The organism is Microbulbifer sp. SE14 (assembly GCF_059834885.1).
The window spans coordinates 304,014-324,168 of the sequence record NZ_JCBAJA010000001.1 but is presented as its reverse complement, the minus strand read 5'-3'; the positions used below and the strand labels follow the sequence as shown (position 1 = coordinate 324,168).

General features: G+C 62.1%; 17 protein-coding genes and 1 other RNA gene. 11 read left to right on the top strand and 7 right to left on the bottom strand.

The window, feature by feature from the left end; all coding sequences use genetic code 11:
- Window positions 1-67 precede the first annotated feature (67 nt).
- From AC6R19_RS01360 to AC6R19_RS01340, 5 genes are all read left to right on the top strand, one after another.
- Entirely contained in the window at window positions 68-1,213 is a 1,146-nt protein-coding gene (locus tag AC6R19_RS01360; RefSeq protein WP_500577681.1) for a helix-turn-helix transcriptional regulator, read from the top strand.
- A 209-nt stretch (window positions 1,214-1,422) separates the two neighbouring features.
- The gene (locus AC6R19_RS01355) at window positions 1,423-2,676 is read left to right on the top strand and encodes a serine hydrolase domain-containing protein (RefSeq protein WP_500577680.1); all 1,254 of its coding nucleotides are present in this window, start codon (window positions 1,423-1,425) and stop codon (window positions 2,674-2,676) included.
- A 100-nt stretch (window positions 2,677-2,776) separates the two neighbouring features.
- A complete protein-coding gene (locus AC6R19_RS01350; protein WP_500577679.1) occupies window positions 2,777-4,972 on the top strand; it encodes a TonB-dependent receptor in 2,196 nt (731 codons plus the stop codon).
- Between the two features lie 96 nt (window positions 4,973-5,068).
- Window positions 5,069-6,811 (top strand): amidohydrolase, encoded by a 1,743-nt coding sequence (locus AC6R19_RS01345; protein WP_500577678.1) that lies wholly within the window; start codon window positions 5,069-5,071, stop codon window positions 6,809-6,811.
- Between the two features lie 15 nt (window positions 6,812-6,826).
- Window positions 6,827-7,411: a DUF3237 domain-containing protein gene (locus AC6R19_RS01340; RefSeq protein WP_500577677.1), complete on the top strand. Its 585-nt coding sequence runs from the start codon at window positions 6,827-6,829 to the stop codon at window positions 7,409-7,411.
- Window positions 7,412-7,542: 131 nt separating this feature from the next.
- Here AC6R19_RS01340 and AC6R19_RS01335 read toward each other — a convergent pair whose 3' ends face one another.
- Together AC6R19_RS01335 and AC6R19_RS01330 are read right to left on the bottom strand one after the other, a co-directional pair.
- On the bottom strand, window positions 7,543-9,498 hold the full coding sequence (locus tag AC6R19_RS01335; RefSeq protein ID WP_500577676.1) for a M48 family metallopeptidase: 1,956 nt from the start codon (window positions 9,496-9,498) through the stop codon (window positions 7,543-7,545).
- Window positions 9,499-9,501: 3 nt separating this feature from the next.
- Window positions 9,502-10,098, bottom strand: a complete 597-nt coding sequence (locus AC6R19_RS01330) for a LemA family protein (RefSeq protein WP_500577675.1) — start codon at window positions 10,096-10,098, stop codon at window positions 9,502-9,504.
- Window positions 10,099-10,433: 335 nt separating this feature from the next.
- On the opposite strand from AC6R19_RS01330, the gene AC6R19_RS01325 reads away from it, so the two are divergent.
- Window positions 10,434-11,624, top strand: coding sequence for an acetyl-CoA C-acyltransferase (locus AC6R19_RS01325; RefSeq protein ID WP_500577674.1), 1,191 nt, complete (start codon window positions 10,434-10,436; stop codon window positions 11,622-11,624).
- A gap of 139 nt (window positions 11,625-11,763) precedes the next feature.
- On the opposite strand, the gene AC6R19_RS01320 is transcribed toward AC6R19_RS01325, so the two are convergent.
- The 4 genes from AC6R19_RS01320 to AC6R19_RS01305 are packed head-to-tail and all read right to left on the bottom strand — an operon-like array spanning window position 11,764 to window position 15,281.
- Window positions 11,764-12,354: a BON domain-containing protein gene (locus AC6R19_RS01320; RefSeq protein WP_500577673.1), complete on the bottom strand. Its 591-nt coding sequence runs from the start codon at window positions 12,352-12,354 to the stop codon at window positions 11,764-11,766.
- Window positions 12,355-12,371: 17 nt separating this feature from the next.
- On the bottom strand, window positions 12,372-12,962 hold the full coding sequence (locus tag AC6R19_RS01315) for an SIS domain-containing protein (protein ID WP_500577672.1): 591 nt from the start codon (window positions 12,960-12,962) through the stop codon (window positions 12,372-12,374).
- Between the two features lie 53 nt (window positions 12,963-13,015).
- Window positions 13,016-13,366 (bottom strand): YraN family protein, encoded by a 351-nt coding sequence (locus tag AC6R19_RS01310; protein ID WP_500577671.1) that lies wholly within the window; start codon window positions 13,364-13,366, stop codon window positions 13,016-13,018.
- Window positions 13,353-15,281 (bottom strand): penicillin-binding protein activator, encoded by a 1,929-nt coding sequence (locus tag AC6R19_RS01305; protein WP_500577670.1) that lies wholly within the window; start codon window positions 15,279-15,281, stop codon window positions 13,353-13,355. Before AC6R19_RS01305 ends, AC6R19_RS01310 begins: the two co-directional genes overlap by 14 nt.
- A gap of 51 nt (window positions 15,282-15,332) precedes the next feature.
- Between AC6R19_RS01305 and rsmI the strand changes: the two genes are divergently transcribed.
- Both rsmI and rnpB read left to right on the top strand, forming a co-directional pair.
- The gene (gene rsmI, locus AC6R19_RS01300; RefSeq protein WP_500577669.1) at window positions 15,333-16,175 is read left to right on the top strand and encodes a 16S rRNA (cytidine(1402)-2'-O)-methyltransferase; all 843 of its coding nucleotides are present in this window, start codon (window positions 15,333-15,335) and stop codon (window positions 16,173-16,175) included.
- A 154-nt stretch (window positions 16,176-16,329) separates the two neighbouring features.
- Window positions 16,330-16,689: RNase P RNA component class A (gene rnpB, locus AC6R19_RS01295), an RNA gene on the top strand.
- A gap of 64 nt (window positions 16,690-16,753) precedes the next feature.
- Here rnpB and AC6R19_RS01290 read toward each other — a convergent pair.
- Complete coding sequence (locus AC6R19_RS01290; protein WP_500577668.1) at window positions 16,754-17,734, bottom strand: mechanosensitive ion channel family protein; 981 nt, start codon at window positions 17,732-17,734, stop codon at window positions 16,754-16,756.
- A gap of 573 nt (window positions 17,735-18,307) precedes the next feature.
- On the opposite strand from AC6R19_RS01290, the gene mraZ reads away from it, so the two are divergent.
- The 3 genes from mraZ (at window position 18,308) to ftsL (ending at window position 20,142) form a co-directional block, all read left to right on the top strand.
- The gene (mraZ, locus tag AC6R19_RS01285) at window positions 18,308-18,751 is read left to right on the top strand and encodes a division/cell wall cluster transcriptional repressor MraZ (protein ID WP_091386189.1); all 444 of its coding nucleotides are present in this window, start codon (window positions 18,308-18,310) and stop codon (window positions 18,749-18,751) included.
- Between the two features lie 192 nt (window positions 18,752-18,943).
- Window positions 18,944-19,870, top strand: coding sequence for a 16S rRNA (cytosine(1402)-N(4))-methyltransferase RsmH (gene rsmH, locus AC6R19_RS01280; protein WP_500577667.1), 927 nt, complete (start codon window positions 18,944-18,946; stop codon window positions 19,868-19,870).
- Window positions 19,867-20,142, top strand: coding sequence for a cell division protein FtsL (gene ftsL / locus AC6R19_RS01275; protein ID WP_500577666.1), 276 nt, complete (start codon window positions 19,867-19,869; stop codon window positions 20,140-20,142). The genes rsmH and ftsL overlap by 4 nt, the downstream gene beginning before the upstream one ends.
- Window positions 20,143-20,155 lie beyond the last annotated feature (13 nt).

The window sequence follows — 20,155 nt, the reverse complement described above, 5'->3', positions numbered from 1 at the left end:
GACCAAGTGGTCGCGCTTTCGGTGCTCCGTGTTGCAGGGAATGCCCATCTGACAAAGTGAGGTGTTTATGAAGGTTGACTTCCTGCAGAGGATACTGCCGACCTTCTACAAGTCCGCAGAACAGCCCGGCAATTGGAGTCACGCCCTCGACCTGATCAGGAAAGAGCTGCAGGTGGGCAGCGTTGTGGTGCAGATGCTCAAGCGGGAGGGTAACCGCCTGCGCCAGGAGTGGATCGTTAGAGACTCCGTCTCCACCGAGCAGTCCGAATCCCACGATTGTCTTGTAAACAACGAGGAGAACCCCCGTCTCGATCTGGGCGATGTCGGACAGCCCCTGGCGGAGAGCGCCGTGATCCGGGATGAGTGTCAGAAGACCGCCGGCGATCCCCAGTTCAAGGCCTTGCGGGAGCGACTGCAGATGATCGGTCTCGGGCGCCCGGCCATTCTCGGAGTCCGATACGCCGAGGATAGAAACCTGTGCATGCTTCTACACCGGCGTTACGACGATGCGCGGGATTTCGACGACGACCAGGAGAGGTTTCTGCACCAGCTGGCACCGCACCTGAAGCAGACGGTTTCCCTGTCGGAAAAAATAGGGCACCTGCAGCAGCGGACAGAATTCCTGACGCATTCCCTGGATCAGTTCAGCACCGGCGTTCTGATTCTCGACTGCCGCGGTGAATTGCGCTGGGCCAATGCCTGTGCCCGGCAGATCATCAGGCGTTCCGCGCACCTGTCTGTCACCGGGTCCAGATTGCGCTGCACCTCTCCGGAAGACCAACGCCTGCTCAGGGAGTTGATCGGCCGTGCCGGCAGGGAGGGGGGCTCCGGAGAGCGATTTGTCGGTGCCTTGGGTCCCGCCTGGAACAGGCCGCTGCAGCTGTTAGCTGTCCCCATGCAAAAATCCCTGGCCGGCGCTGCGCTCGCCCCTTGTATTGCACTGTATCTGTCCGAGAATGAAGCGAGGCTGAATTTGCCGGCACTGGACGTCGTCAGGCTGTTCGGCCTGACACCTGCGGAGGCGAGGCTTGCCATCGCCCTGTGCGACGGCAGTTCGGTCAACGAGTATGCATCAAAGCAGGGCGTTTCCGCCGGTACCGCCCGCATTCAGTTGAAAAGTATCTTCTCCAAGCTCGGGGTTCACCGGCAGCCGGAACTGGTGCGCTTGATAGGGTCATCGATTTCAGCAAAGACCCTGCACGCCATCAACTGATCTGGCCATTCCTTCATATTAGCCAGCTTTCCTGCCTGAGGGCTGGGGCTGCGCCGCGCGCAGACACCTATCTCTTCGACCTCCGGAACCATATCTCAAATAGGATATGACACCCCCTTTACTCCCTCGTAGCATCGAATGCCGAGAGTAACCGATGGCCCTGGAGGGAGGCATCCTGTCCAAGGGATATTGCCAGGAGTAAACGGACAATGAGAAAAACAGTAAAGAGACACTTCTTCAGTAATCTTGTCGGCGTTGTATCTGCCGGTCTTCTGCCTGCACTGGTGCACGCCCAACTGACCCTGGATCCCTATGTTGCCCAGGTAGGGCCAGAATCCGACGTACCTGTCGCGATTCAGAATGCACGCTGGCATATGAACGATGGTGACATCAACGTGCTCACCTTTCGCAGCATGGATAAGCTTTTTACCACCAGAACGGTGGCCCGGTCCGGCAGCGTCCTTGAATTGCCACGCCAGGATCAGGAGCTCGACTTCACCTACCGCTTCGAGGGCGAGACCTACACGCCGCAAGAGTTTCTGGATCGAACCTATACCAACGCCATGTTGGTGATGAAGGACGGCAAGATTGTCCACGAGAATTATCTCAACAACAGCGGCCCGGATACTCACTTCATGGGCTGGTCGATGACCAAGTCACTGACTTCGTTGCTGGTCGGCAGTGCCCTGGCGGAGGGACGCATCAAGTCCCTCGACGATGACATCACGGACTACCTGCCGGAGTTGAAGAGCGGTGCCTACAAGGGAGTGAGCATCCGCCAGGTGCTGCAAATGCGGTCCGGAGTGGACTATGAGGAAAGCTACGAGTTCGACAACCCGGGTATCGCCGCGCGCAACCATATCCTGGCCCTGATCAAGAATGTTGCCCGTTTTGTGGATGTCGCGCGGGATATAGAGCGTGCTCACCCGCCCGGAGAGGTGTTCCAGTACAAGACCATCGATACGGCGGTGTTGGGCCTGTTGCTCGAGCGGGTGAGTGACGGCGGGAACCTGGCCTCCTACATGGCCAGTCGCCTCTGGGAGCCGCTCGGCGCCGAGTCCGATGGCTTCTTCATCATGGACGGCGAGCCGGGTGTGGGGCGCGAATTCAGCGGTGCGGGCTTCAACGCCGTTCTGCGCGACTATGCCCGCGTCGGTCTGATGATGCTGAACGAGGGGAAAATCAATGGCCAGCAGGTTGTCTCTGCCGATTGGGTAAGGGAGTCGATAAAGCCGGCGGGACCTGAAAAAGAACCGATGGATTATGGCTACCAGTGGTGGACCATATCGAAGACTCCGGCGTACTCCGCCATCGGTCTTCAGGGGCAATTTATCTTCGTGGACCCTTCCACCGATACAGTAATCGTGAAACTCAGCTATTTTCCCCCACAGGACAAGGGCGATGCCGCCATGCGTGAAACATTCAGTTTCTTCGAGGCCGCTTCCAAGTGGCGCCCGGAGTAGAAACACGCTGATGGATTCAGTTACAAAAAATAAGCTATGGGCGCACAGCGGTAATCGCCCAGTATCAAGAATAATAATCAAGCCGACCAAGGAGCAGACTATGAAAAATAATAAGATTCTACTGGCCACCCTCTTGGGCTCCGCCAGCAGCTATGTGCTCGCTCAGGCCAGCGAACCGGCCAATGATATGCGGGAGAGAGTCACTTCCAGTATGGAGGAGGTTGTGGTGACGGCGCAGCGGCGAGAGGAGAACCTGGAAGATCTTCCGATGTCTGCAACAGCCTTCAATGGCGACATGCTGAAGGATCGGGGCGCAGCCAGGATCATGGATCTGCAAAGCACCTCACCCTCACTCTCCATTACCGATACCGGGCCAACGCTCAGCGTAAACATTCGCGGTATCGGTATCGCGACCAATACGCCCAACATCACCGCCGGCGTGGCAACCTATGTCGATGGTCTGTTCCAGCCGCCGATAGTGCAGTCCACAAGCTTCTACGATATTGATACGGTTGAGGTGTTGCGCGGCCCTCAGGGCACCTTCGTCGGCAACAATTCCACTGGAGGTGCAATCTTCATCAACACTAAATCCCCGGAGCTGGGCGAATTCGGCGGTTACGGGGAGACGAGTGTGGGCAACTACGGTAGTCTCGGTTTCGAAGGCGCAGTCAATGTTCCTGTGGCTGAAGACCTCGCTATTCGCTTGGCCGGCTTCAGGCGCGAGCGCGATAGCTATTACGACGATATAGGTCCATTCGACAACGATGCTGGCAAGCTACACGAATACAGCGGGCGTCTGGGTGTGCTGTGGAGCCCCGACGACTTTGAGCTGTTATTCAAGGCGCAGACCAACAAGCGAGATACAGGCGGTTACCCGGCGCAACCCGTTCCCGGCACGACCTTTGGTGCCCATCGTATTGACGACGCCTTTACCCTCGCCTTCGATGAAGATGTATCCTACGAAGACCGCGGGGATATGTACAGCCTGAAGATGAGTTACGAGCTGGCAAGTGGCGTTGTGCTGCGCTCCCTGACCGGCTATCAGGATAAAGAGATCACCAACGTTTCCGACATCGACGGATCCACGGCGCCCGTGTCTGCCAATGGGGATATCGTCGAGGACTACTATGCCAATGAAACACAGCTGAGCCAGGAAATTAACATTATTTCCCCGGCGGATGGCAAGTTTGACTGGGTCTTGGGTGCCTACTACCAAGAGACCGATATCGACATCATGATTGTCGATACCCAGGCTGGTTTTCCCACCGATATTCCCGGTGGTAACGAGCGCAGGGTAACTGGACTGTTTGCCCAGGGAAATTATGAATTTATGCCTTCCTGGGAGCTGCAGGCAGGCGTGCGCCACTCCACCTATGAAGTGACGGGAGAGGGTGGGATCTATGTTGGCCGCGGCATTCCCGGATTTCCACCCGGCGGCTTGCAGGTCGGAGACCTTGCCGGTGAGTACGATGATGATCGCATCACCGGCAAGGTGGCACTGAACCGGTACCTGGATAACGGCCTGCTCTATGCCCAGGTTTCCACCGGCTACAAACCGGGGGGCTTTAATTCCACAACGTCCGAGTTCGAGGCCGAAGATGTGACCAGCTATGAGATCGGCTGGAAGTTCAGCGCATTCGACGATCGCATCCGGACGCAATTGACTGCGTTTTACAACGACTACCGAGATTTCCAGTTTGCTGTGCTAGAACCCTCCACCGGCGTAGAGGGTTCAGAGAACATTGCCGACATGACCATCAAGGGGATCGAAGCCCAGGTACAGGCCCGTTTGGGCAACTGGTCGATCAGCGGCAATCTCGGTTATACCCAGTCGGAATTGCCGGGACAGACCTTTATCAACGCGCGCGCGCTGCCGGGCAGCGCGCTCGGACCGCAGTGCCCGGCAGGCGTGCCGTCCATGCCGCCGGTGTGTTTTGACTACAGTCCCTACATGCAGGCGACCTCGGGTGGCGATGCGCTCTATGCGCCGGAATGGACCTATAACCTGTCCGTGAGCTACGAGTTTGACCTGGCGGATGGACTCTACCTGACGCCGAGCATCAATTACTCGCATGTGGACGAGCAGTATACCTACCTGACGTACTCACCGGTATCCGACACTTTGGAAAGCCGCGATTTGCTCAACGCTTCCGTCTCCCTGACCAATGATCGTTGGAAATTAGTGGCCTACGGAACCAACCTGACCGATGAGGAGTATGTATCCGGTCAGTTTGGCATTAGCGAGTTCTACGGGGCTCCCCGGGAATACGGGCTGCGTTTGAGCGTATCTTTTTGATTGAGAGCATGGTCGTTGTTTTGTTGCCTCTCACTTTGCCGGTTCGCCCCGGGCGAGCCGGCTTTTTTGCGAATGCGTGAATAATCCGGAGGTTCTATGGCAGCTAAGCTGATTGCAAGCTGTTCTTTCCTGGTCCAGGCCCTGGTGTGGGTGCTCTTTTCCATCCTGGCGGTGGCCGATGACAGGGTTGCCGACAAGGTTCTGCTCGATGGCAGTTTCTATACAGTCGATACCGCCAGGCCCCGGGCTACCTCGGTAGCGATAAAGGACGGCAAGTTTGTCTATGTCGGCGGAAGTCGGGGAGCCGAATCGTGGATAGGCCCGGATACCCAGGTGATATCCCTGGACGGCCGCCTGGTACTGCCCGGGCTGGTGGATGCGCACACTCACCCGGGCATACTTTCCCTGTTTGCTTCCACGGATCTGGCCGCTGCACCGGATCCTGAGCCAGAAGCACTGCTTCAGTGGCTGGAATCCTACGCACGCGAAAACCCGGATATTCCCTTCATTATTGCAGGCTTTTGGCGCACTGCAGATTTCGGAACCCAGGGCCCGCATAAGGAGATGATTGATAGAGTCGTCAGCGACAGGCCCGTGGCGCTGATGGATGACTCGGGCCACAGCATGTGGCTGAACAGCAAGGCGCTGGAGGTGATGGGAGTTGGTCGGGGGACCCCGGACCCAGCCCCGGGCTTGGCCTATTACCAGCGCGGTGAGAACAACGAGCCCACTGGCTGGATAAAGGAATTCACCTCTGCCTCCATTCAGGAGCGGATACTGAAAGCTGCGGAGACGGCGGTCTTTGAGGCCAACCTGGAGAAGTTCCTGAACTATCTCTCCAGCAAAGGCGTCACCAGCCTCTACGACGGCGGCAACCTCGGCCTGCACGACAAGGTCTATGCAGTGCTGGCCCGGATGGACAGGGAGGGGCGCCTGCCGATCAAGTACGAGGGCACCTACCATGTGCATCTGCCGGATCAGATCGACAGGGCGATACCCGAACTGAAAAGGCTGCGCAAGACCTATACCAGTCCCCATCTGAGTTTCAACACGGTGAAGATCCACCTCGACGGTGTTCACGAGATAAGAACTTCCGCGGTACTCGAAGACTTCGAAGATGATCCGGGCAATCGCGGCGGCACCCTGATCAGCGAGGAACGACTGGTCGAATTTATCGGCGAATTGCACCGGGAAAAAATGGACCTGCACCTGCACGTGGTCGGAGACAGGGCCACGCGCGTGGCCCTGGATGCCTATGAAGCGGCGAAAGAACGAGGCTGGAACTACCCGCGCCTTACCCTGTGTCATCTGGAACTGGTCAGCGAGAAGGATATTTCCCGATTCAAGGAGCTCGGCGTAGTCGCCAATTTTACGCCCCAGTGGTTTGGAGATCTGTTCGAGGGGGCCGAGCACAGCCTGGGTGAGCGAAACAATCAGAAGATGCGTGCGAGGTCCTTTTTTGACGCCGGCGCCACGGTGACATTCTCAAGCGATGTGGTGGTCCCGGTGGAGTTTGAACGGGCCAACCCACTGCTTGGCATGCAGATAGGCCTCAATCGCCAGGATCTGGACGGCGGCGAGAAAGCCAAGATCATGCAGCCGGTTTCGGAGCGGCTGAATCTTCAGCAGCTCGTGGAGGGCTATACGATAAACGGCGCCCACCAACTCAGGAAGTCGGACTCCATTGGTTCAATCGCCGTCGGCAAGGCAGCCGACCTGGTGATCCTGGAAGACAATATTTTTTCGCGTGACAGCTATCAGATTCACAAGGCCCGGATAGCGAGAACCATGCTGGATGGCGAATTTGTTTTCGATAATCAAAAGGTAAAATCAGACTAATAGAGGAGCGATATTGTGGGCATAGATACTGAAAAGAGAGCCACATTGTTGGGTATGGCCGGGGTCGCCGGCCTGGGCCTCGCCGTACCGGCCGCGGGCCTGGCGCAGGAGCGGGGCGGGACTACCGAAAAGCGGGATCTGGCAGCCGATCTGGTCTTGCAGATCCATGTGAAGCTGGGGGAGACGGAAGACATGGGAATGACTTCCGACGGACACCGGATCAACTACCCCATCGTTGGGGGACACTTCAGTGGCAGGGGTCTGAAGGGCGAGGTTGTTCCCGGCGGCGCGGATATGTCCGTTGAGAGGTCGGATGGCGTCACCTTGATCAATGCGCTGTATCGCCTGAAAACAGACGAGGGCGATATCATCATCATCGATAATGCGGGCATCTGGCGGCCGAATGAAAGTGGCCTGAAGAAGATGAAATCCGGAGAAAAGCTTCTCGCCGAGGATTACTATTGCCTGACAACGCCCAAGTTCAAAACCCCTCCGGGCAAGCATAACTGGCTGACCCAGAATATATTCGTAGGCACTATTGACGATGTCGGTGAGGACGCGGTGCTTATCGGTTGTTACCTGATGAAGCAGACCGCTTGAAGGTTTTTGGTATCGGGCCGCACAAGCGGCCCAACTTAGAAAGGCCTTATCTGCGAGTCGGCCAGCAAAAGTGCGTATCCCCTGCGGGGCAGCCAGCTTTTCTTGCGGGGAGTGTGGGGGTTATGAAGTGATCATTTGCTCGCCGCGGGACCTTGAGGGGGGGGGGGCGCCTGCGCATCTGCGAGCAGCGGAGGCATGGGGCAGTCGAGGCTGTCGGCCACGGCGCGCAGCAGTTCGATTTCCTCCGCCGCGACGACGCCGTCGTGGGCCATGGTCGCGGCCATGGCCTTCAGCAGGGCCGGCTTGCGCAGCGGCTTGATGGTGGCGGCGATGGCGATGGCCTTGTCGAGGCGCGGCAGGCTGATGTCCGTCGCCGCCGGCAGCGGCGCAATCTCCAGTTGCAGTGCCTTGAGGCCGGCCTCGTAGGCGCGCTTGGCCGGCAGGTAATCCGGATTGCCGGCGTGGGCCACGGCGGCGAGGATAAAGCGCGCCGCATCCTTGTCCGCCCCGCTTTTGGGCGACAGTCTCTGGCGGTCCGGGCTGCCCTCGAGGGCGTGCATCAGCACCCGGTACAGGGCCCATTCCCACAGTTCCACTCTGCCGTCGCTGCGCAGCAGCTTGATCAGGTTGCGCTTGAACACCTGGTACTGCTGCGGCACCAGCGCCTTCAGCGCCGGCACGCACAGGTCCAGCAGCGGCAGGCGCGCGGTGGCGGGCAGGCCCTGCAGTTGCGCTTCCAGCTTTTGCATTTCCCGCACCACCGCCGGGTGGGCGATCTTCTGCAGCAGCTGGTGTTGCTGCTTCCGGTGTTTCTCGTCGCCGTGCATCAGCAGGAAATAGACCAGCGCGCGCGCGGCGAAGGGGTCGCGGGCCGCCTGCTGCAGCGGCGCCGGCACTGACTGCAGCAGCTGTCGGCCGTAGTGCACCTGCTGTTCGCTGGGGTTGCCGATGCTGTTGTCCACCGCCTCCAACACTTTATTGAGAGGCGCGGCCGCTTTGTCGAAGGGCACCGCCGCGGCGACACCCATCACCTGCGCGTCCTGTTGCGGCGTTACCGAAAGCCCTTCCGGCTCTCTGTCGACACTCGGATAGCGGCCGTTCCACTGCGGGTCCAGCCTGGAAATGCGGTCCGCCAGCGGCGGGTGGGTGGCGAAGAGGTTGGCGAAGGATCTCTTCAGGCCGCTGGCGAAATACATATGGCTGAACTCCGCCGCGTTGCTGGAGGCCAGTTGCGAACCGGCGCTGTAGCCGCCGATCTTCTTCAGCGCGCCGGCGATGCCGCGGTTGTTGCGGGTGAACTGCACCGCCGAGGCGTCGGCGAGGAATTCCCGCTGGCGGCTGACCGCGGACTTGATCAGGTTGCCGAAGAAGGTCCCCGTGTAGCCGATCACCATCAGCCCGGCGCCTATGCCGAACAGGGCTGCGCGGCCGCGGTTGTCGCGGCTGGAGCCCAGGTGGGAACCGCGCAGCAGCCAGTAGCCGAGCATGCCGATAATCAGTATGCCATTCAGCAGGCCGACGATGCGGATATTGAGGCGCATATCGCCGTTGAAGATATGGCTGAACTCGTGGGCCACCACGCCCTGCAGTTCGTCGCGGCTGAGCTTTTCTATACAGCCGCGGGTCAGGCCGATCACCGCGTCGCTGGGCTTGTAGCCGGCGGCGAAGGCGTTGATGGCGTCGTCCTCGATCAGGTAGACGTCCGGCACCGGCGTGCCCGAGGCGATGGCCATCTCCTCGACGACATTGAGCGCGCGCTTCTCGGCGTCGCCGTGGGGGGCGATATTGATCTTGCGCCCGCCCAGGGACTCGGCCACCGCGCGGCCGCCGGCGGCCAGTTGACGCAGCTTGTACAGGCTGCCCAGGGCTATCACGGCGGCGATGGCAAGTGCGATGGTGGCGACCGTGTCCCAGCCCAGCAATTGGCCGGCATTCGTCGGGGAAAATGCCTGGCCGCGGGACCAGGCCACCATTGCCGCGGCGAGCAGGGTGGTGATGCCGATCAGCAGCACCACCGCCAGGGCGAAGAGCGCCACCAGCAGGCCGCTGTTGCGCCTGGCCCTGTCCTGGTACTCGAAAAAGTTCATGGGTTAAAACTCGATCTTCGGCGCCGCCTGGATGGTTTCGGAATCGGCGAACTCCAGCAGCCTGCCATCGTCGCGGTGGCCGAAGAAGCCGGCGAAGAAGACCGGCGGGAAGCTCTGCTTGTAGATGTTGTAGGCCATTACCGAGTCGTTGAAGGCCTGGCGGGAGAAAGCGACCTTGTTTTCGGTGCTGGTCAGCTCCTCGGTGAGTTGCATCATATTCTGGTTGGCCTTCAGGTCCGGGTAGGCCTCCATCACCACATTGAGGCGGCCCAGGGCATTGGCCAGGGCGCCCTCGGCATGGCCCAGGTCGGCGATGGCGCCGGCATTGCCTGGATTGGCGGCGGCGGCCTTGAGGCCGGCCAGGGCGACGTTGCGCGCCTCGACCACCGCCTGCAGCGTCTCGCGCTCGTGTTTCAGGTAGCCCTTGGCGGTCTCCACCAGGTTGGGGATCAGGTCGTAGCGGCGTTTCAGCTGCACCTCGATCTGCGCAAAGGCGTTCTCATAACGGTTCTTCAGTGAAACCAGTTTGTTGTAAATACCGACTACGTAGAACAGCAGTGCGGCAATGGCCACCAGCCAGACGATGCTTGAGATTTCCATATGACTTCTCGCCGTTGTTGTGAGTTGTTGGCGCGGATAGTAACACGAGGGTTTTTATGGGAACTCTGGATTGGTTTTATCGTGGCCCTGATGCCGGGCCGTTTGCGGGACATGCCGTGCATACCTCAGCCCCGTAGGGTGCGCCGTGCGCACCGTTGGCCGGATGGTGCGCACGGCGCACCCTACTGGAGTCCCGAGTCCCGAGTCCCGAGTCCCGAGTCATGCCAAGGGCGTATGGCGGCGCCGGGCCCCGCTTCGGTTATAATGCCGCCGCAATAAAACTATCGCCGCTGTCCAAAAAGTGAAACAGCGGCACAGATTTGGGAGCAGCCAGTATGAGCGATGTAACTTCAGATCCGGTAGTCATAGTCGGTATGGCGCGCACGCCGATGGGCGCCATGCAGGGTGAGCTGTCCGCGGTCAGCGCGCCGGAGCTGGGCGCCGTGGCTATCCGTGCGGCCCTCGAGGACGCGGGCGTGGCACCGGCGGACGTGGACGAGGTGCTGATGGGCTGCGTACTGCCCGCCGGTGTCGGCCAGGCGCCGGCGCGCCAGGCGTCCATCGGTGCCGGCATTCCCGAGGGCACGCCCTGCAGCACCGTGAACAAGGTGTGCGGCTCCGGCATGAAGACGGTGATGATGGCCCGCGACGCGCTGCTGCTGGGCGAGGGCAGGGTGATCGTCGCCGGCGGCATGGAGAGCATGACCAATGCCCCCTACATCCTGCCCAAGGCCCGTGGTGGCATGCGTTTGGGTCACGGCGAGGTGAAGGACCATATGTTCCTGGATGGCCTGGAAAACGCCTACGACGGCAAGCTGATGGGCTCCTTCGCCGAGAGCACCGCGGACAAGTACGGCTTCACCCGCGAGGAGCAGGATGCCTTCGCTCTGGAATCCCTGGCCCGCGCCCAGAAGGCCATCGAGAGCGGCGCCTTCGAGCGCGAGATAGCGCCGGTGACCGTCTCCTCCCGCCGCGGCGATGTGGAGGTCAGCGTGGACGAGGGCCCGGGTACCGCGCGCCCGGACAAGATTCCGCAGCTGAAGCCGGCCTTCCGCAAGGACGGCACCGTCACCGCCGCCAACGCCAGCTCCATCTCCGACGGCGCCGCGGCCCTGGTGCTGATGCGCGAGAGTGAGGCGAAGAAGCGCGGCCTGAAGGTGCTGGCGGTGATTCGCGGCCAGGCCCAGTTCGCGCAGCAGCCGGAGTGGTTCACCACCGCGCCGGTGGGTGCCATGCAGAAGCTGCTGGAGAACACCGGCTGGTCCGCCGGGGATGTCGAGCTGTTCGAGATCAACGAGGCCTTCGCGGTGGTCACCCTGGCGGCGATGCGCGAACTGAACCTGCCCCACGAGAAGGTGAACGTGAACGGCGGCGCCTGTGCCCTGGGTCACCCGCTGGGTGCCAGCGGTGCGCGCATCCTGGTCACCCTGCTGGCGGCGATGGAAAAGTGTGATGCGAAGAAGGGTATCGCCAGCCTGTGTATCGGCGGTGGCGAGGCCACGGCGGTTGCGATCGAGCGGGTTTGATTAATCCCGACGCAATAAAAAACGGAGGCATTTGCCTCCGTTTTTTATTGGTGCCTTTGTAGGGGCGGCGGGGCCGCCCCGGCCGCTCCACGCACTCACGGCGTCTTCGGCCCTACAAGGAAATGTTCGGCGTTGAAAGTCAGTTGATATACTCAACCGCCTTGACCACCTTCTGCACCCCGCCGATACCGCGGGTCACATCCGCGGCCTTTTCCGCCTCGGCGCGGGTCAGCAGTCCCATCAGATAGACCACGCCATTCTCGGTGACCACCTTGATACGGCCGCTGTCGATTTCCTTGTTGGCGAGCAGGTTGCTCTTGACCTTGGTGGTCAGCCAGGCGTCGCTGGAGCTGGCCAGGAAGGAGACATTGCCGCGCACCTGAATCTCGTTGTACACCTGGCGCACATTCTGCACCTGCTGGGCGGTGCGGCCGGCCAGCAGGCGCAGGTCGTTGTCCGCCACCTGGCCGGTCAGCAGCACCACGCCGTTGAAGGCATTGACGTTGATATTGGCCGCCTTCAGGTCCGGGTGGGCCTTGTTGATATTGACCGTGGTGATGGTTTCGATTTTCTGGTCATCCATATAGGTACCCAGGGAGCGCTTGCCCGGATCCTGCTGTATCGGACCGTCGTGGGTGGCCTCCAGCACGGTGCTGCAGCCAGCCAGTGCCGTCGACATGGCGAGGGCGATAAAAAAGTGTTTCTTTAGAGTCATCAGGTTTTTTTCCATGGTTCAGTCCTCGTAACTCAATCCTCATAACCGCCGAACAGGCTGCTGTCGATCAGGTCGCACAGGCAGAAAACAGTGAGCAGGTGTACCTGGTGTACCTCAGCTGCGACCTCGGAGGGTACACGCAGTTCAATATCGTGGGTATCCAGCAGCGCGGCGCAGTCGCCGCCGTCGCCGCCGGTCAGTGCCAGTATGCCCATATCCCGGTCGCGCGCCGCGCGCATGGCCTGCACCAGGTTGGAGTCGCGGCCGTCGCTGCTCAGGATCACCAGCAGGTCGCCGGGCTGGCCCAGGGCGCGCACCGGTTGGGCAAAGGTTTCAGCGCGGCCGTGATTGCGCGCGACCGTACCTATGGAGACTGCGTCGCCATTCAGGGCAATGGCGGGCAGGCCGGGGCGCTCGCGCTGGAAGCCGCCCAGCAACTGGGAACAGAAACTCTGCGCCAGGGCACCGCTGACGCCGTTGCCGCACAGCAGCAGTTTGTTTTCCGCCAGCAGTGTGTGCACCACCATGTCGCTGGCCTCGGCGATCAGCGGCGCCAACACCTCGCCGGCGTTCATGGTGGCTTCCAGGCTGCGGTGGAATAGGGTTACGACTCGCTGTTCCATTGTTTCCTTATCGGGCGAACACGAGGTTCGCTACATTTATCTCGGATAGGGGATCAGGCCCCGAAGGCGTCTTTTATCCACTGGATATTCTGTGCATCGCCCTCGATTGCCACCACATCGAAGCGGCAGGGGCAGTCCAGTCTCTTTTGCTGCAAGTAGCTGTGCGCGGTGGCCAGCAGTTTCTGCTGTTTGCGCGCGTCCACGCTGGCACCGGCTGAGCCGAAGCGGCTGCTGCGGCGGTAGCGTACCTCGACGAATACCAGGGTGCCGCCGTCGCGCGCGATCAGGTCTATCTCGCCGCGGCGGCTGCGGTAGTTGCGCGCCACCACTCTGAGGCCCGCGGCCTGCAGGTGGCGCGCCGCGACCTCCTCCATCCGGGCGCCGACGCCGTTAGAAGGTTTCACTGTTCCCGGTCAGCTCCATGCTCTCCGCCGGTGGCAGCGCCGGTTCCACCGCTGTGGTGACCGGCACCGGCGTGCCCTTGTCGATGCGCGCCCATATCTGTTCGCGCACGATGCGGCCGTCGGCGGTCAGGCTCAGGGCGCCGGTCAGGCCGTGCACCCGCTGCTGTGGGAACTGGCGCAGCATCGGGATGCGCGGGTAGAGACGGAAGGCGTCGGCGCCCAGGGCGTAGAGGCGCGCGAAGGCCGGCGCCGGAGAGGCCTGCTTCTCGATATTGCGCTTGGTCAGGTTGTCGCCCTCGAACAGCCATGGCAGGGCGGTAAAGCGGATGCCGTTGATATCCCGGTCGCGGTTCGGGTTGATGTTGCCGTCGAACACCTGCGAGGTGGCGTAGACGGGCAGGTCGCTGGCGTAGAAGAAGGTCAGCATCGGGTTGATCTGGCGCGCCTGCTGCGGCTGCGCGGCCAGGAACAGCATGTCCACGTCGCCGCGGCGGCGCGGGGTGAACTCCAGCGGCGCGGCCAGTTTGCGCCGCAGGGCCGCCTCGCGCGCCTTGCTGTCCGGGATCAGCAGGGCGTCGCTGACCAGTTGGGAGAAGTTGCTCTTGTCGCGGAAGCTCCTGCTGATGGTCACGGTGCCGCCCAGGCGCTGCCACTCCTCCTGGAAGGCCTCGGCGCCGCGCTGGCCCCAGCCGGCGTCCTCGGCGAGGATCATCGCCTGGCGGTGGCCCTGGCGGTAGGCGTGCCGGGCCACCTGGCGCGCCTCGTCCTCGATGGCGAGGCCGAACTGCACCAGGTCGCCGGTCAGGCGACCCTCGTCGCCATAGTTCAATGCCAGTGTCGGCACCGGCAGCTTTTCCGTGGCCAGCAGGTTGGCCACCTTGCGCTTGTCCAGTGGGCCCACTATGGCCTGGGCGCCGGCATCGACCGCCGCCTGATAGATCTCCTCAAACGGCTGCTCCGTGCCGGTGTCGTAGACCTGCACAGTCGGCGTCGGGGCCCCGGCGTTCAGGGCCGTGTAGTGGGCGGCCATGAAGCCGTCGCGGATGGCGCGGCCGGCACTGCCCAGCGGGCCGGACAGCGGCAGCAGCAGTGCTACGCGATCGGCGCGCTGGGAGGCGAGTTGCTCCAGCAACTGCAGGGCCTGGGGCGGGTGAACACTGGCGCTGTGGCGCGGCCACTGCTGGCGCCAGCGGCTCAGGGCGGCCAGCTGCGAGCTGATATCCGCCTGGGTGTCGCGGCCCAGCAGGGCCAGCTGGTACCATCCGCGCATCTGCGGATCGCTGCTCTTGCTGGCGCGCAGCTGCAGTTCGCTGGAGGGCAGCTGGGTCAGCAGTTGCCAGAAGCCGTTGTTGTTGTCGGCGATGGCCTCGTCGGTGCGCGCCAGCTCGGCAATCTGGCGGCGCTCGGCGATGGCGCTGTCCAGGTCGCCCAGCAGGCCCCAGAGGTCGGCGCGCAGGTCGCGCAGGGGCAGGGCGGTGTCCGCGGGCAGCTGCAGCCAGATATGGTCGAGGCGCGGAGCTGTGGCCAGGTCCAGGGCACGGAAAAACTCGTCCTCGGCGGCAAGCAGGCCACCGTATACCCGGGCGTACTGGGCGTAGTGCACATCGCCCAGCTGTTCCGGGACAATGTTGACCACGGCCTCCCTGGCGGTCTCCTTGTCCCCCAGTTCGTATAGAATGGCCGCCGCCTGCAGGCGCTGCCTGTCCCTCTCCGGCGCCGGCAGTGTCTCGGCGCTGTGCAGTAACCGGACCGCGGCGCTGTGGCTGGCGGAGCCGCCGGTATCCACCGGCAGCTGCGCCCCCGGCTTGGAGGCCGGTGTCTGGCAGGCGGCCAGGGCCAGCGCCAGGGCGCCGGCGGCGACTCTGGTGGTTATCTTGGCAATTGGGTAAGGGGTGCGCCGGGAAGAGGCGGACATATTCTTCTCCCGCAATACTTAATTCTTGTTTTGAATCAAGGATCGTGAACTATGGGGCCGGAACAGGCGCTGCTTTATATCGTCGCTACGCCCATTGGTAATTTGGCCGATATGGTACCGCGAGCCGTCGAAGTTCTACAATGCGCCGATCTGGTTGCGGCGGAGGACACACGTCACAGTCAGAGGCTTTTCTCCCACTTCAACATCGATACGCCGCTGATGGCGTACCATGACCACTCGGACGACAGGCGCACCGGGCAGATACTGCAGCGGCTGGAGCAGGGGCAGACGGTCGCCCTTATCTCGGACGCCGGCACGCCGCTGATCTCCGATCCCGGCTACCGGTTGGTGCGCGAGGCCCGCGAGCGCGGCTTCCGCGTTGTGCCCGTCCCCGGCCCCTGCGCCTTCGTCGCCGCCCTCAGCGCCGCCGGCCTGCCCAGCGACCGCTTCAGCTTCGAGGGCTTCCTGCCGGCCAAATCCGGCCAGCGGGAGAAGGCGCTGCGCGAACTGGCGGGGGATAGCCGCACCCTGGTGTTCTACGAGGCCCCGCACCGGGTCGCGGATACCCTGGACGCGATGGTTGGGGTATTCGGCGGCGAGCGCGAGGCGGTGATCGCCCGCGAGTTGACCAAGGCCTTCGAGACATTCCACCTGGCGCCGCTCGGGGAACTGGCGGCCTGGGTGCGCGCCGACAGCAACCAGCAGCGCGGCGAGATAGTGCTGCTGGTGCGCGGCGCCGAGCGCAGGCTCGATTCGGACCTGAATCCGGAGGCCGAGCGGGTCATGAAGCTGCTGCTGGCGGAGCTGCCGCCCAAGAAGGCGGCGGCGCTGGCGGCGGAGATCACCGGGGTAAACAAGAAGGCACTGTACAACTGGAGTCTCGCGCAGAGGTAACACGCTGCCCTTGTAGGAGCGGCGGGGCGGCCGCCCGCCGTTGACCGCGATCGGACTCGGCCACCGGCAACAGGGCCTTAGCGTCGGGCTTCGATGTTCTGTTCGAGTCCCGATATCCCTTGCATTCCCGCACCCCCGTCATTACCCTTCGCCGCGAGCTGGCCGGACAATCGCTGTTTCTCTTCGGAGAGATGGAGGAAAGTCCGGGCTCCATAGGGTGGGACGCCAGGTAACGCCTGGGGGGCGCGAGCCTACGGAAAGTGCAGCAGAGAGTAGACCGCCGATGGCCCGCGCAAGCGGGCACAGGTAAGGGTGAAACGGTGCGGTAAGAGCGCACCGCGCAGCTGGCAACAGTCTGCGGCGATGGTAAACCCCGTCCGGAGCAAGACCAAATAGGCCCTCTACAGGTGTGACCCGCACCGAGGGCGGGTAGGTCGCTTGAGGTGTGTGGCGACACATATCCCAGATGAATGATTGTCCTCGACAGAACCCGGCTTACAGGCCAGCTCACTGAATTCCCTTGATCCGCCCGCGGCCAGGCCGCGGGCGATTCCGGCCTCTGAGATTGCAGCTGCTCTTTATTCGCCGGCTCCGCGGCTATCTTCGGCCCGCCAACGCGGCCGGACCCGGCCGCTTTTCGGTGCCGGCCAGCCTTCGCGCTGCTTCCCCCTATCCCCGTCGAGTTCATCGGTCTGGTCGTGCATCAGTTGCACCTGCGTTTCAAATGGCATATCGATTCCAGCCTCTTCCAGGGCGAGCTTGACTGCGCGGATCACGTCGGAGCGGATATGGCGTACCTCGGTCTGCAGGCTGTCGCTCCACCAGCGCGCGCGAATGGTGACCCAGCTGGCCGCCAGGTCCCAGGGGAGGGCCTCCGGGGCGGGGTCCTTTTCCACGCCCTCCACCGATGACAGCGCCGCGGCAATGATCTCGCAGGCTTCGTCGATATCGTCGCCGTAGCCGATACCGATATCGAATTCTGTGCGCCTGAGCGGATGGGCGGTCTTGACCAGAACCGCGTTGGTGTAGATGTCGCTGTTCGGAATTACCACCCTCTGGCCGTCGTAGGTGTGGATGACGGTGGCCCGGGTCTCGATGCGCTCGACAGTGCCCTCATATCCGCTGACCTGGATCTGGTCCCCGATCTGGAAGGGCTGGCGCAAGAGGATCAGCAGGCCCGCGAGCCAGTTCTGCAGTATGTCCTTGAAGGCAAAGCCGACGGCCACCGAGCCCACGCCGAGCCCGGCAATCAGATCGCCGGGATTGAGCGTGGGCATGACAATAGTGGCAGCCAACAGCATGCCGAGTAGCATCAGCGTCCATTTCACCAGGCCGCCGAGGACGTCTCCCAGGTTTCCTCGCTGCCGGCGGATAAGGTTGCGCCTTATCAGCCAGCGCGCAGTCGCGCCGAGCAAGTAAAAGAGGGTGAGCAGGATAAGGGCGACGATGATATTGGGCAGCAGCCGGATGGCGCCGTCGGCCCAACTGTCCAGTTGCTGGGCTGCAATGTCGAAGTCGAGGTCGACCTGTCGGGATTCGTTTTCGCTCTGTCCGGCCACGATGCCATGCCACCAGTGCTTTTCTGCAGTCTAGTCGAGGGGCGGAGTGCGCAGGCAGGAGACCCCTGTTTACCGGGAGAAGGCAGTCATCGATGCTATCCGGTAGTCCCGATCCCGCCACCCAAATCGGGTTCCGTCCCGTTTCGTTGTTAGTTGCGCCAAACCCTGTAAGTGTTCGCCAACACTCCTCGCTTCAGTCCTTTCTCCTCAAGAGTTAAAGTAACCTCTTAAGTTGAATGAGTAAGTGCTTGCTTCATTTTGTAATTGTGGCGCCAAAGACTGTTTGTTTTTTCATCCATTCCTCTACAGCCCGCGAAATTACTGGGATTTGGCGGCACTTTGCCGTTGATTTCCTTGACTTTGCACCATCCAGATTTATAGTGTCGGCAGTGGGGAAAAGTGGTTTTTTGTGGAGTTTGGTGGTTTATTCGTGGCCGTGAGTGGGTATTTACACTCCGCGAATGAAAATTGCGCAAAATTTCGCCCATAAGGGACTGATTAGAGAAGTTCGATAAGGCACGCACCGGCAGGTGCCCAAACAGCGCAAGCGAACAAAGCACACACAAACAGAAAGTGTATTTAGGCAGCCACGCAATCAATATGGACGCCAAGGGGCGTCTGGCCATTCCGGCGCGCGTCCGCGACACGCTGCTGGAGGATTGCGCTGGTCGCCTGGTGGTGACTGCCCACACCGAGGAGCGCTGCCTGCTGGTCTATCCCGAGCCCCAGTGGCAGGAAATCCTTCCGAAGATCGAAGCCCTGTCCAGCTTCAACAAGGTGGCGCGCCGCGCCCAGCGGCTGTTGATCGGTTACGCCTGCGAATTGCAGGTAGATGGCAACGGCCGCGTGCTGATTCCGCCGACCCTGCGCGAATACGCCGGCCTGGAAAAGAAGCTGATGCTGGTGGGGCAGGGCAAGAAGCTGGAACTGTGGAGCGAGGACCGCTGGATGGCCTGGCTCGACGACAGTGAGGGCGAGGGGGAGATGCCTGAGGAGATGGCATCCCTCTCTTTGTAACGCCCGGGACATGAGAAAGCTCCGGAAGCTGATGCGAAGGTCCTGATGTCGGTGGCCGTCCGGGAAAAGCGCCTGCGGCTGGTAAACAGACCGATGAGGCTTTTTCCCGAATGGCCACCGGCAGCAGGGCCGCCTCGGGGCCAGAAGCGAAACCCGGGAAAGAAAGGCCCCAAAAGACAGGAGAAACACAGGGTGTCCCAAGAACTGCATCGCAGTGTGTTGTTGCGCGAGGCCGTGGACGCCCTGGTCACCGACCCGGGCGGCTTTTATATAGACGGCACCTTCGGCCGCGGCGGTCACAGTGCGGCGATATTGGAAAAACTGAATGAGGGCGGCCGCCTGCTGGGCATCGACAAGGACCCGCAGGCGGTCGCCTATGCGGAGGAGCGCTTTGGCAATGATGCGCGCTTTGCCATCTGGCACGGCTCCTTCGCCGATATGGACGAAGCGGCCACAGACCGGGCCGGCCGGGTCACCGGCATACTGCTGGACCTGGGGGTCTCCTCGCCGCAACTGGACCAGCCCGAGCGCGGTTTCAGCTTTATGCAGGACGGCCCGCTGGACATGCGCATGGACACCAGCCGCGGTATCAGCGCGGCGGACTGGGTCAACAGCGAGTCGGAAGCGGAGATGGCACGGGTCTTCAGGGAGTACGGCGAGGAGCGCTTCGCCCGCCGCATGGCCGCGGCCATCGCAAGACGCCGGGCGGAAAAGCCGTTCGAGCGCACCCTGGACCTGGCGGAAGTGGTCAAGGCGGCCAACCCGGCCTGGGAAAAGGGCAAGCACCCGGCCACGCGCGTGTTCCAGGCGATCCGCATCCATATCAATGGAGAGCTGGAAGACCTGCAGCGGGCACTGGACAAATCCCTGCAGCTGCTCGCCCCGGGCGGGAGGCTGGTGGTGATCAGCTTCCACTCGCTGGAAGACCGCATGGTGAAGCGCTTTATCCGCGAAAAGGAGCGCGGCCCGCAGCTGCCGAGGGGGCTGCCGGTGATGGACAGCCAGATTGCCAGGACACTGAAGTCCGTCGGCAAGGCAATCAAGGCCGACACCGGCGAAGTGGGTGAAAACGTCCGCTCCCGCAGTGCGGTGATGCGGGTGGCGGAGAAGCTGGGGTGAGCGGCAGGAAGATATTGGCGGTGGCGCTGCTGTGGCTCGCGACCATCGCCTCGGCCCTGGCGGTGGTGCACAGCACCCAGCGCAGCCGCGAACTGACCGCGCAGCTGGGACAGGCGCAGAAGGCGCGCGACGAACTGCGCTACGAGCAGGAGCGCCTGCTGCTGGAAAAGGGCGCCTGGTCCGCCTACAGCCGCATCGAAAAGGTGGCGCGGGAAGAGCTGAATATGCATGTGCCGGCACCGGATGAGCGGGTGCTGGTACCGGCGGAATAAAAATCGAAACCAA